11 protein-coding genes, 1 pseudogene and 1 riboswitch are annotated in these 11882 nt (G+C 70.1%); of the genes and pseudogenes, 7 read left to right on the forward strand and 5 right to left on the reverse strand.

Annotated features, from left to right (window positions below):
• Window positions 1-4: 4 nt before the first annotated feature.
• Window positions 5-181 carry a hypothetical protein gene (locus AC3CH1_RS19790; protein WP_488464139.1) on the forward strand — a complete coding sequence of 59 codons (177 nt, stop codon included), beginning with the start codon at window positions 5-7 and terminating at the stop codon, window positions 179-181.
• Between the two features lie 22 nt (window positions 182-203).
• On the opposite strand, the gene AC3CH1_RS19795 is transcribed toward AC3CH1_RS19790, so the two are convergent.
• The 5 genes and pseudogenes from AC3CH1_RS19795 to gcvT all read right to left on the reverse strand — a co-directional run bounded on the left by AC3CH1_RS19795 (window position 204) and on the right by gcvT (window position 4937).
• The gene (locus AC3CH1_RS19795; protein ID WP_488464140.1) at window positions 204-326 is read right to left on the reverse strand and encodes a hypothetical protein; all 123 of its coding nucleotides are present in this window, start codon (window positions 324-326) and stop codon (window positions 204-206) included.
• Window positions 327-337: 11 nt separating this feature from the next.
• Window positions 338-1722, reverse strand: a pseudogene (locus AC3CH1_RS19800) (L-serine ammonia-lyase).
• A 272-nt stretch (window positions 1723-1994) separates the two neighbouring features.
• On the reverse strand, window positions 1995-3254 hold the full coding sequence (glyA, locus tag AC3CH1_RS19805; protein WP_018959977.1) for a serine hydroxymethyltransferase: 1260 nt from the start codon (window positions 3252-3254) through the stop codon (window positions 1995-1997).
• A 19-nt stretch (window positions 3255-3273) separates the two neighbouring features.
• A complete protein-coding gene (gene gcvH, locus AC3CH1_RS19810) occupies window positions 3274-3651 on the reverse strand; it encodes a glycine cleavage system protein GcvH (RefSeq protein ID WP_007457159.1) in 378 nt (125 codons plus the stop codon).
• 170 nt (window positions 3652-3821) lie between these two features.
• Window positions 3822-4937 (reverse strand): glycine cleavage system aminomethyltransferase GcvT, encoded by a 1116-nt coding sequence (gene gcvT / locus AC3CH1_RS19815; protein WP_488464141.1) that lies wholly within the window; start codon window positions 4935-4937, stop codon window positions 3822-3824.
• 173 nt (window positions 4938-5110) lie between these two features.
• A riboswitch (glycine riboswitch) is annotated at window positions 5111-5208 on the reverse strand.
• 175 nt (window positions 5209-5383) lie between these two features.
• On the opposite strand from gcvT, the gene AC3CH1_RS19820 reads away from it, so the two are divergent.
• The 6 genes from AC3CH1_RS19820 (at window position 5384) to AC3CH1_RS19845 (ending at window position 11877) form a co-directional block, all read left to right on the forward strand.
• Window positions 5384-6076 (forward strand): AAA family ATPase, encoded by a 693-nt coding sequence (locus AC3CH1_RS19820; protein ID WP_488464142.1) that lies wholly within the window; start codon window positions 5384-5386, stop codon window positions 6074-6076.
• Window positions 6077-6146: 70 nt separating this feature from the next.
• On the forward strand, window positions 6147-6917 hold the full coding sequence (locus tag AC3CH1_RS19825; RefSeq protein WP_488464143.1) for an enhanced serine sensitivity protein SseB: 771 nt from the start codon (window positions 6147-6149) through the stop codon (window positions 6915-6917).
• A 235-nt stretch (window positions 6918-7152) separates the two neighbouring features.
• Complete coding sequence (locus tag AC3CH1_RS19830; RefSeq protein ID WP_018959981.1) at window positions 7153-7899, forward strand: enhanced serine sensitivity protein SseB C-terminal domain-containing protein; 747 nt, start codon at window positions 7153-7155, stop codon at window positions 7897-7899.
• A gap of 253 nt (window positions 7900-8152) precedes the next feature.
• A complete protein-coding gene (locus AC3CH1_RS19835) occupies window positions 8153-9823 on the forward strand; it encodes an ABC transporter substrate-binding protein (protein WP_488464144.1) in 1671 nt (556 codons plus the stop codon).
• Window positions 9824-9908: 85 nt separating this feature from the next.
• Window positions 9909-10913, forward strand: a complete 1005-nt coding sequence (locus AC3CH1_RS19840; protein ID WP_488464145.1) for an ABC transporter permease — start codon at window positions 9909-9911, stop codon at window positions 10911-10913.
• A 1-nt stretch (window position 10914) separates the two neighbouring features.
• Window positions 10915-11877, forward strand: a complete 963-nt coding sequence (locus AC3CH1_RS19845) for an ABC transporter permease (protein ID WP_488464146.1) — start codon at window positions 10915-10917, stop codon at window positions 11875-11877.
• The last annotated feature ends 5 nt before the right edge of the window (window positions 11878-11882 follow it).

Below are 11882 nucleotides of genomic sequence, written 5' to 3' on the forward strand. Positions count from 1 at the left end.
CACAGTGAGCGATCTGAACCCCGACGTGGACGCCCTGAGGCACTCGTTGGTCGAGCTTCTCATGGGCATCATAGGCAGCCCTGACGACGAGGAACTCGCCCGAACCGCCGACCAGGCAGTACGCGGACTCGACCGGCGTCTGGCCGACGAATCCCCCGCTGCCCGACTCGGGGACCGGTAAGAATTTCCACATCGCCCGGCTTCTAATTCCCGGCGGCGATCAGCCGGTCGACGACCTCGCGGAGCCGGGCGGTGGTGCGATCGCACGGCACGGCGGTGAGCAGGGAAGCCCTGACAGCGCCCAAAGGTGCGAACTCGCTGGTCAAGGCCCATCTGTCTAACACTCGATGATGTTCACCGCGAGCCCGCCCCGCGCCGTCTCCTTGTACTTCACGCTCATGTCGGCCCCGGTCTCCTTCATGGTCTTGATGACCTTGTCGAGGGAGACCTTGTGGCTGCCGTCGCCCCGCAGCGCCATCCTGGCCGCGGTGACCGCCTTCACCGCCGCCATGCCGTTGCGCTCGATGCAGGGGATCTGGACGAGGCCGCCGACCGGGTCGCAGGTCAGGCCCAGGTTGTGCTCCATGCCGATCTCGGCGGCGTTCTCCACCTGCTCGGGGGAGCCGCCGAGGACCTCGGCCAGGGCTCCGGCCGCCATGGAGCAGGCGGAGCCGACCTCGCCCTGGCAGCCGACCTCGGCGCCGGAGATCGAGGCGTTCTCCTTGAACAGCATGCCGATCGCACCGGCCGCGAGGAGGAAGCGCACGACGCTGTCCTCCTTCTCCGTCTCGGTGCAGCCGCCGGCCGCGAAGTTCATGTAGTAGTGCAGAACGGCGGGGATGATGCCCGCCGCGCCGTTGGTGGGGGCGGTGACCACGCGGCCGCCCGCCGCGTTCTCCTCGTTGACCGCCATCGCGTACAGAGTGATCCACTCCATCGCGTGGGCCTGCGGGTCGCCCTCGGCGCGCAGCTGGCGGGCCGAGTTCGCGGCGCGGCGGCGGACCTTGAGGCCGCCGGGGAGGATGCCCTCGCGGGACATGCCGCGCGAGACGCAGGCCTGCATGACGCGCCAGATGTCCAGCAGCCCGGAGCGGATCTCCGCCTCGGTGCGCCAGGTCAGCTCGTTCTCCAGCATCATCGAGGAGATCGAGAGACCGGTCTCCCCGGAGAGCCGCAGCAGCTCGTCGCCGGTGCGGAAGGGGTGCTTGAGGACCGTGTCGTCCGGGACGATCGGGTTCTCCCCGGCCACCGCGTCCTCGTCGACGACGAAGCCGCCGCCGACCGAGTAGTACGTCTTCTCCAGGAGGGGGCGCCCTCGGTGTCGTACGCGAGGATCGTCATGCCGTTGGCGTGGTACGGGAGTGCCTTGCGGCGGTGCAGGACCAGGTCCTCGTCGAAGTCGAACGGGATCTCGTGCATGCCCAGCAGGTTGATCCTGCCGCTGCCGCGGATCTCCTCGACCCGGCCGTCGGCCAACTCCACGTCCACGGTCTGGGGCGACTCGCCCTCCAGGCCGAGCAGGACCGCCTTGGGCGTGCCGTGCCCGTGGCCGGTCGCGCCGAGGGAACCGTACAGCTCGGCCCGTATCGAGGCGGTGTGTGCGAGCAGCCCCTCGTTCTTGAGGCGGCGCGCGAACATCCGGGCGGCGCGCATCGGGCCCACCGTGTGGGAGCTGGACGGGCCGATGCCGACCGAGAAGAGGTCGAAGACCGAGATGGCCACGGGAGTACTCCTTGGGGTTGGAAGACGCCGTTGTCTGCCTGGGTGGTGCGGGAACGGGCCGGGGGTGCGGAACGGGCCGGGGTGGGGCCCGCGGATCAAGCGGGTCAGGCGGTCGAGCGGGTCAGGCGGGTCAAGCGGGTCAGGCGGTCGAGCAGGTCAAGCGGGGCAAGCGGGGCAAAAGGTGGAGCGAGGGACACAGGTCGGGGCACCGCGCTCACTCTCCTCAGTGTGCGCGGTGCCCCGTCCGAACGTGCGGAACCGCAGGCCAAGTGCTACTTGAGGCCGGGGTACAGCGGGAACTTCTCGGCCAGCGCGACCACGCGGGCCTTGAGGTCGTCCGCGTCGTAGGACGGCTTGAGGGCGGCGGCGATGATCTCCGCGACCTCCGTGAAGTCCTCGACGCCGAAGCCGCGGGTGGCCAGCGCCGGGGTGCCGATCCGCAGGCCCGAGGTGACCATCGGGGGGCGCGGGTCGTTCGGGATGGCGTTCCGGTTGACCGTGATGCCCAGCTCGTGGAGCCGGTCCTCGGCCTGCTGGCCGTCCAGCTCCGAGTTGCGCAGGTCGACCAGGACCAGGTGCACGTCGGTGCCGCCGGAGAGGACGGATACGCCCACCTCGGTGACGTCCGGCTGGACCAGGCGCTCGGCCAGGATGCGCGCGCCGTCCAGGGTGCGCTGCTGGCGCTCCTTGAACTCCTCGCCCGCCGCGATCTTGAACGAGACCGCCTTGGCCGCGATCACGTGCTCCAGCGGGCCGCCCTGCTGACCCGGGAAGACCGCGGAGTTGATCTTCTTGGCGAGCTCCTGCGTGGAGAGGATCACGCCGCCGCGCGGACCGCCGAGGGTCTTGTGCGTGGTGGTGGTCACGACATGGGCGTGCGGCACCGGGTTGGGGTGCAGACCGGCCGCGACCAGGCCCGCGAAGTGCGCCATGTCGACCATCAGGTACGCGCCGACCTCGTCCGCGATGCGGCGGAAGGCGGCGAAGTCCAGCTGGCGCGGGTAGGCGGACCAGCCGGCCACGATCAGCTTCGGCTGGGACTCCTTGGCGAGGCGCTCGACCTCCTCCATGTCCACGATGCCGCTCTCGTCGACGTGGTACGGGACCACGTTGTAGAGCTTGCCGGAGAAGTTGATCTTCATGCCGTGGGTCAGGTGACCGCCGTGGGCCAGGTTCAGGCCCATGATCGTGTCGCCCGGCTTCAGCAGCGCGAACATTGCGGCGGCGTTCGCCTGGGCGCCGGAGTGCGGCTGCACGTTCGCGGCCTCGGCGCCGAACAGGGCCTTGATCCGGTCGATCGCGATCTGCTCGACGACGTCGACGTGCTCACAGCCGCCGTAGTAGCGGCGGCCCGGGTAGCCCTCGGCGTACTTGTTGGTGAGGACGGAGCCCTGTGCCTCCATGACGGCGACCGGAGCGAAGTTCTCCGAGGCGATCATTTCGAGGGTGGACTGCTGACGGTGGAGCTCGGCGTCGACGGCGGCGGCGACGTCCGGGTCCAGCTCGTGGAGGGAGGAGTTCAGAAGCGACATCAGGGGGTCCCTTAAGGTCTCAGTTGCCGGAGAACGCGGTGTACTCGTCGGCGGAGAGCAGGTCGGCCGGCTCCTCCGCGACGCGCACCTTGAACAGCCAGCCGCCCTCGAAGGGAGCGGAGTTCACCAGCGAGGGGTCGTCCACGACGTCCTGGTTGGCCGCCGTCACCTCACCGGTCACCGGCGAGTACAGATCGCTGACGGACTTGGTCGACTCCAGTTCGCCGCAGGTCTCGCCCGCGGTCACCGTGTCGCCGACCTCCGGGAGCTGGGCGAAGACGACGTCACCGAGCGCGTTGGCCGCGTACTCCGTGATGCCGATGGTGGCCACGCCGTCCTCGAGGGCCGACAGCCACTCGTGCTCCTTGCTGTACCGCAGCTGCTGGGGGTTGCTCATGACCTGAATTCTCCTGTACGCGGGGGAGTGCTGATGAACGGTGGTCTTACGGTGTGAGACGGAGGTACGTCACTTCCGTGACGTCTGCTCGGTGACGTCCGCGCGCGTCGCTTCGCTGACGCCCGCGCGCGGTCGGGGAAGGTCCGGTTACCGCCGGTCTTCCCCGAAGATCACTTCTGGCGCTTGTAGAACGGCAGCGCGACGACCTCGTACGGCTCGTGCGTGCCCCGGATGTCCACGCCCACGCCCTCGGTGCCCGGGGCGGCGAAGGCCGCGTCCACGTAGGCCATGGCGATCGGCTTGCCCAGCGTCGGGGACGGGGCGCCGGAGGTGACCTCGCCGATCACCTTGCCGTCGGCCACGACCGGGAAACCGGCGCGCGGGACCCGGCGGCCCTCGGCGACCAGGCCCACCAGCTTGCGCGGCGGGGCGGTCTCGGCGCGCTCGGCGGCGGCGGTCAGGGCCTCGCGCCCGACGAAGTCGCCCTCCTTCTCGAACTTCACGACCCGGCCCAGGCCCGCGTCGAACGGGGTGAGCGCGGTCGTCAGCTCGTGCCCGTACAGCGGCATGCCCGCCTCCAGGCGCAGCGTGTCCCGGCAGGAGAGCCCGCAGGGGATCAGGCCGTGCGGCGATCCGGCCTCGGTCAGCGCCCGCCACAGCTGCTCGGCGTGCTCGGGCGCGACGAAGAGTTCAAAGCCGTCCTCACCGGTGTAGCCGGTACGGGCGATGAGGGCCGGAACCCCGGCGACCGTGCCCGGCAGGCCCGCGTAGTACTTCAGCCCGTCCAGGTCGGCGTCGGTGACGGCCTTCATGATGGCGGGCGACTCGGGCCCCTGGACCGCGAGCAGCGCGTACGCGTCCCGGTCGTCGCGCACCTCGGCGTCGAAGCCCCCGACGCGGGCGGTCAGAGCGTCCAGCACGATCTGCGCGTTGCCCGCGTTGGCGACCACCATGTATGCGGCCTCGCCCAGGCGGTAGACGATCAGGTCGTCCACGATCCCGCCGTCCTCCTGGACGATCATCGTGTAGCGGGCCCGGCCGTTGCCGACGGTGGCGATGTTGCCCACCAGCGCGTAGCTCAGGAAGGCGGCGGCCTCGGGCCCGGTGACGGTGATCTCGCCCATGTGCGACAGGTCGAAGAGACCGGCCCGGGTGCGTACGGCGTTGTGCTCGTCGCGCTCACTGGCGTACCGCAGGGGCATGTCCCAGCCCGCGAAGTCGGTCATGGTGGCGCCGAGCGAGCGGTGCAGGGTGTCGAGGGCGGTGAGACGGGGGGCAGTGCTCATGGATACGGCTCCAGGGCATGACGACGTCAGGACGAACCCTCCCCATCTGTCATCGGAACCTGAGAGGTTCGCCGATAGCCCCCGACGGGGTATGCCCCTGGGGGCGCCCCGGATCAGGGGGCTCGGCTTGCACCTTGGGTGGAGCCGCGGAACGGCTCGCTTTTCAGATCTGCCTCATCCACGCGGTACGGGGCCTGAGAGATTCAAGGGAGGATCTTGCTCCTTCGGCGCCCGGCTCACACTGTGGCCGGAACTCTCCCGCGCGGATTCGAACGGCCGGTATGCAGTTGGCGGGGTCATCATCGCATGTATGGGGGGAGAGTGGGGGGTCCGGCCCCCGCGCAGGTGAAGACGGCGGCGACAGGCCCTGGGCCGCTTGTGCCGCATTGCCTTTTCTTTACACTTCAGTGGCAGGCGTGGGGGACACGACGGCAGGGGGATGGGCGATGACGTTGCAGCGGTCGGCACCGACCGCGGGGGTCGCGCACGGCGCGATGCCCGCACAGCCCGGCGCTCCCGCGCGGGAGCTGCTGACGGAGGGCGCGCCGGTGGTACGCGACCTGCGCGGGCGCACCGCCTGCGGCCCGTACGGCCTCGACCTCACCGCCGGTGACGTCGTCGTGGTCTCCGGGCTCCCGGGCAGCGGGAAGTCGACCCTCATCCGGCGGGCCGCGCAGGGCCGCGCCATCGACTCCCAGAACACCCGCGACAGCTGGGCCGCCGCCCTGCCCCGTTTACTTCCCTACGCCCTCTACCGCCCCCTGGTCCGCGCCGCGCACTACCTCGGCCTCTGGCACGCCCTGCGCTCCGGTGAATCCGTCGTCGTGCACGACTGCGGCACCCAGACCTGGGTACGCCGCTGGCTCGCCCGGCACGCCGTGAGCCGGGGCCGCACCCTCCATCTGATCCTGCTCGACGTGACGCCCGAAGTGGCGCGGCAGGGGCAGCGCGAGCGGGGGCGCGGCGTCTCCGGCTATGCCTTCGCCCGCCACCGGCACGCGGTCGCCCGGCTGCTCCGCGACACCGAGCAGGGGCTGCTGCCCGCCGGCTGCACCTCCGCGGTGCTCCTGGACCGCGAGGCCGCGGGAGCGCTCGACCGGATCTCCTTCACGGCCGCCGAGGCCTCCACCGCCCGCTGACGGTTAAGGTGCTGGCCGGAGCAGAGGCCGCCGGGCGCGGCCGAGGCGGTGGAGAGAGGGCACAGAGGCAGTGGACATTCCGGCACCCGCACCGGCACACCCCCAGCAGGGGTGGCCCGCCAACGAGCTCGAAGAGGTGCTGACGGCCTCGCTCGGCGTCCCCGACGCGGGCGGCCGCCTGGTCGAAGTGCTCGGCCGCAGCTCCGTCTGGGTGCCGCTGCCGAACGGTGGCACCCCCGCCAGCGCGGACCTCGACCTGCCGATGATGGAGATCGACGGCGCGGCCTTCGTCCCCGTCTTCAGCTCCGAGGCCCAGTTCCTCAGCTGCGTCGGCGGCCACATGTCCTTCACCGTCGCCCCCGCCCGCGACTTCGCCCGGGGCCTGCCCCCCCAGGTCGGCATCGCCGTGAATCCGGGCGGCGCGGTCGGCATACCGCTTCCGCCGCCCGCCGTCGCCGAGCTCTGCCGGGCCGGCCGCACCGCCCTGGACGGGCCCGCCACCGGCGGCCGGGTCCGGCTGTTCGAGCCGGACTGGCAGCACGACCCGGTCGACTTCCTCACCGCGGTCTCCGAGGAGTTCGAGGCCGCCGGAGTGGTCAGCACCGCACGCCGGGCGTTGGCCAGCATCGAGGGCGGCGACCCGGTCCTCTTCGTCGGCGTCGAGTTCGCCACCTGGGACGGCGCGGGACAGGGCGCGCCCATGGACGCCATCGGCCGCGCGCTCGGCCGGGTCCAGGTGCCCTGGCCGGTCAACCTGGTCCTGCTGGATGTGGCGGAGGACCTCGTCGGCGACTGGATGCGGGAGAAGGTGCGCCCGTTCTACCGGCGCGAGGGCCACTGACCCACCGGTACGACGTTCAGGGACGACCACGGCAGGCGGCCGGGCGACGGCGCCGCCGGACCGTGGCGTCAAGTCGGTGTCAGAAGTGGCGCATAAGCTGGTTTGATGGCCTGGTCGCTCCCGTGCGCCCGGGAGCGACTGCGCGAACGCGACGGATCGGCACGCGACGGATCGACGAGGGGCGGAACCCAGGGTGAGTGCGTCAGGCACCGCGGCGGCCGGGAAGGTCGAGCACATGCTGCGCCAGGTGACCCCCGGGCGTTACGACGCCTACGAGGCGCTGCTCGCCGCGGTCGCCGAGGGCCGGATCTGGATGCTGCTCTGGCACGGCACGGCCGGCTCGCCGGACGCCCAGTACGGGAACATGGAGATCGACGGCCTGGGCTACGCCCCCTGCGTCACCTCCGCCCAGGAGCTCTCCGCCAGTGGCTGGAACCGGGCCCACGAGCTGGTCACCGGACGCGACATCGCCCGCGCCCTGTTCCCCGACCGCTGGGGCATCTGGCTCAATCCGCACGCCCCCGGCGGCGGCGTCGGCATTCCCTGGCTCGACCTGCGCCGCATCGCCACCGGCCTGGACCGGCTGCCCGCCGGACCGCTCCGGCTCTCCGACCCCGCCATCGAACTCCCCCAGTTCTACGCCCTGCTCACCCAGAACGCCCACCGCACCCCCGCGATCCGCTCCCTGCGCCGTGCCTGGGTGCACCCCGCGGTCGGCGTCCCGTATCTCGCGATCGGCCTCGACCTCTACGACACGGGCCGCGCCTCCGTCGAATCGGTGCGGGAGATGATGCGGCAGTCGGTCGGCGCGGTCCCCGAGGGGCTGCCCGTCTCCACCGTCGCCCTGTCCGACGAGTACGACCCGGTCGGCATGTGGCTGCGCGCGAACGCCCGCCCGTTCTACGACCGCGAGGCCCACGCCCCCGCCGGCCCGCCGCCCCTCGCCGCCCCCGGATACGGCTACCCGCCCCAGCCCCGCTGACCGCTCCGAGCGGGACCCGGGCCTGTCGTCCGGCACACGTCGGGCTCGCGGGCTCCTCGTCACCCTCCGTCGAACACCCCACGATGTCGGGCTTGTTAACCGCCCACGTGAGGATGTCCCGGAACTGGACGGTTTGGTAACTGTCCGGGTCTCGACTAGGTCTCACCGCTATCCGGACTGTTCTCTTGCGGCAGGCACCGTCTGTAGTGTGCGGCCATCAAACCTCACCACATGGCGAACCAGGGGTGGACCCATGCGAATATTCAAGTCCCGGGCTGTCCGGGCGGTCACGACAGCGGTCGCTGTCGCTCTGATCGCCACGGGCTGTTCCAGCGAGCGGGACGCGGGCGGCTCCAAGGGGGGCGACAAGGACACCTTCGTCTTCGCCGGAGCCGGTGACCCCGGTTCCCTCGACCCGGCCCTCGCGAGCGACGGCGAGACGTTCCGCGTCACCCGTCAGGCCTTCGAGGCGCTCCTGGAGCACGAGCCCGGTGGCAGCAAGCTCGTCGGCGGCCTCGCCGAGAAGTGGTCGAGCGACCCGGCCGGCAAGGTCTGGACGTTCAACCTGCGCCAGGGCGTGAAGTTCCACGACGGCGAGGCGCTCAACGCGGCCGCGGTCTGCGCGAACTACGACCACTGGTTCAACTGGAAGGGCACGTACCAGTCCAGCGCGGTCTCCTACTACTGGCAGACCATCATGGGCGGGTTCGCGAAGAACGAGGACGCCGAGGCGCCCAAGCCCAACTACAAGTCCTGCACCGCCAAGGACGACAACACGGCCGTCATCGAGGTGAACGAGCCCTCGGCGAACCTGCCGGGCGGGTTCTCCCTCCAGGCGCTGGCGATCCACTCGCCGAAGGCCATCGAGGAGTACGAGAAGCAGGACGCGACCGCCAAGGGCGACGCGATCACGTACCCCAAGTACAGCCAGGAGGCCGGCACGGTCGCCGGCACCGGCCCGTACAAGATCACGAAGTGGAACAAGGGGAACAAGGAAGTCTCCCTCACGCGCTTCGACGGCTACTGGGGCGACAAGGCCAAGGTGAAGAACCTGGTCTTCCGCACCATCTCCACCGAGGAGACCCGCCGCCAGGCGCTCCAGGCGGGTGACATCGACGGCTACGACCTGGTCGCGCCGGCCGATGTGACGACGCTGGAGAAGGAGGGTTACGAGGTCCCGACCCGTGACGTCTTCAACATCTTCTACCTCGGCATGAGCCAGTCGGCGAACCCGGCGCTGAAGAAGCCCGAGGTCCGTCAGGCGATCACGCACGCCATCGACCGCGAGAACCTCGTCAACACCCAGCTGCCCGAGGGCGGCAAGGTCGCGACCCAGTTCATGCCCGACACGGTCGCCGGCTACTCGGACAAGGTGAAGACGTACCCGTTCGACACCGCCAAGGCGAAGGACCTCCTCAAGCAGGCCGGTGCGGAGAAGCTGAGCATCGACTTCTGCTACCCGACCGAGGTCACCCGCCCGTACATGCCTGCCCCGCAGGACATGTTCGAGCTGATGAAGGCCGACCTGGAGAAGGCCGGCATCACCGTCAAGCCGAAGGCCATGAAGTGGGCCCCGGACTACCTGGACGCCACCGAGGCGGGCTCCTGCGCCCTCCACATGCTCGGCTGGACCGGTGACTTCAACGACGGCTACAACTTCATCGGCACCTGGTTCGCCGGGCCCGACAAGCAGTGGGGCTTCAAGGACCAGAAGGTCTTCGACGCCGTGAACGCCGCTTCCGAGGTCACCGACCCGGCCGCCCGCACCGCCGCGTACCAGAAGGCCAACGAGGCGATCGCGGAGTACGCCCCGGGCGTGCCGATCTCGTCGTCGCCGCCGGCCATCGCGTTCGCCAAGAACGTCAACCCGCCGAAGGTCTCCCCGCTGACGCAGGAGAACTTCGCCGAGGTCTCCTTCAAGTAATCGCACACCAGCGGGTCCGCCCGGCCACAGCAACCAGGTGGCCGGGCGGACCCGCATCGACGCACGTGAGAAAGGGGCATGCGGGGTGCTGCGACTCGTCGTCAGAAGACTTCTCCAGCTCATTCCCACCCTGCTCGGCCTGTCGGTCCTGCTGTTCCTCTGGCTGAACCGACTGCCCGGCGGACCCGCCTCAGCGATCCTGGGCGAGCGGGCCACCGAAGCCGAAGTAGCGAGGATCAACAGGGCACTCGGGCTCGACGAGCCGGTCCACGTCCAGTACTGGCGGTTCCTCAAGCGCATCTTCGAGCTCGACCTCGGAACCTCCACCCAGACCGGCCAGCCGGTGTGGGACGAATTCACCCTGCGCTTCCCGGCCACCGTGGAGCTCAGCGTCGCCGCGATCCTGATCGCCGTGGTCGTGGGCATCCCGATGGGCTACCTGGCGGCCAAGCACCGCGGCGGCTGGCTGGACGTCGCCTCCGTCTCCGGATCGCTGCTCGGCATCTGCATCCCGGTGTTCTTCCTCGCCATGCTGCTGCGCGGGATCTTCTCCGTGGAGCTGGGCTGGTTCCCGAGCCAGGGCCGGCTCACCACCGGACTCGACGCCACCGACATCACCGGATTCGCCGTCCTGGACGGCTTGTTGACCGGAGAGCTCGACGCCAGCTGGGACGCGGTCATGCACTTGATCCTGCCCGCCGTCGCCCTGGCCTCGATCCCGCTCGCCGTCATCGTCCGGATGACCCGCGCCAGCGTCCTGGAGGTGCTCGGCGAGGACTACATCCGCACCGCCGAGTCCAAGGGCCTCGACAAGAGGACCGTGCGCGGGCGCCACGTACTGCGCAACGCCCTGCTGCCCGTGATCACCGCGGTCGGCCTGCTGACCGGCAGTCTGCTCTCCGGTGCGGTGCTCACCGAGTCCGTCTTCGACTTCGGCGGCATCGGCTCCTTCATCCGCACCGCGATCGACGGCCGCGACTATCCGGTCCTCGTCGGGTTCATTCTCTTCATCGCGATGGTGTACGTGCTGATCAACCTGCTGGTCGACCTCGCGTACAGCATCATCGACCCGAGAGTGCGGGTGCACTGACGTGACGATCCTGACCAACAAAGCAGACAAGATCGACCGTCTCGCCGAGCTGACGCAGAGCTCGGAGACCGTCACCGGCAGCAGCCTGTGGCGCGAGGCGTTCCGCCGGATGCGCTCCAGCAAGATGGCGATCATCGGCGCGGCGATCATCGCCGCGTTCGTCCTCGTCGCCATCGTCGGACCGATGCTGGCCCCGCACGGGCCCACCGCGCAGAACTGGCGCAGTGAGGTCTTCCCCAACCAGGGCAAGTTCGTCGGCCTGCGCGGCGAGAACTGGTTCGGCCTGGACCACCTGGGCCGCGACATGTTCTCCCGCTGGCTCGTCGGGGCCCGGCAGACGCTGCTCGTCGGTGTCGTCTCCATGCTCATCGGACTGATCGTCGGCGCGCTCGTCGGTCTGCTCTCCGGAGCCGCCGCCACCCTCGGCGGCAAGGTCGGCCAGCGCGTCGACACCGTGATCATGCGTTTCACCGACATCATGCTGTCGCTGCCCTCGCTGCTGCTCGCGGTCTCCATCGCCGCCGTCCTCGGCCAGTCGCTGACCACCGTGATGATCGCCGTGGGTGTCGTCCAGATCCCCATCTTCGCCCGTCTGCTGCGCGGTTCGATGCTGGTCCAGGGCGGTGCGGACTATGTGCTCGCCGCGAAGGCGGTCGGCATCCGGCGCAAGCGGATCGTGCTCACGCAGATCCTGCCGAACTCGCTGAGCCCGGTGATCGTCCAGGCCACGCTGAGCCTGGCCACCGCGATCATCGAGGCCGCGGCCCTCTCCTACCTGGGCCTCGGCAACCCCGACCCGGCCGTTCCCGAGTGGGGCGTGATGCTCTCGCAGGCGCAGCGCTTCTTCGACAACGAGCCGATGATGGCCGCCTACCCGGCTGTCGGGATCATCATCACCGCCCTCGGCTTCACCCTGCTCGGCGAGGCCATGCGCGAAGCCCTCGACCCGAAGTTGCGAGGCTGAAGTCC

The organism is Streptomyces sp. MGP-P1, from assembly GCF_057766565.1.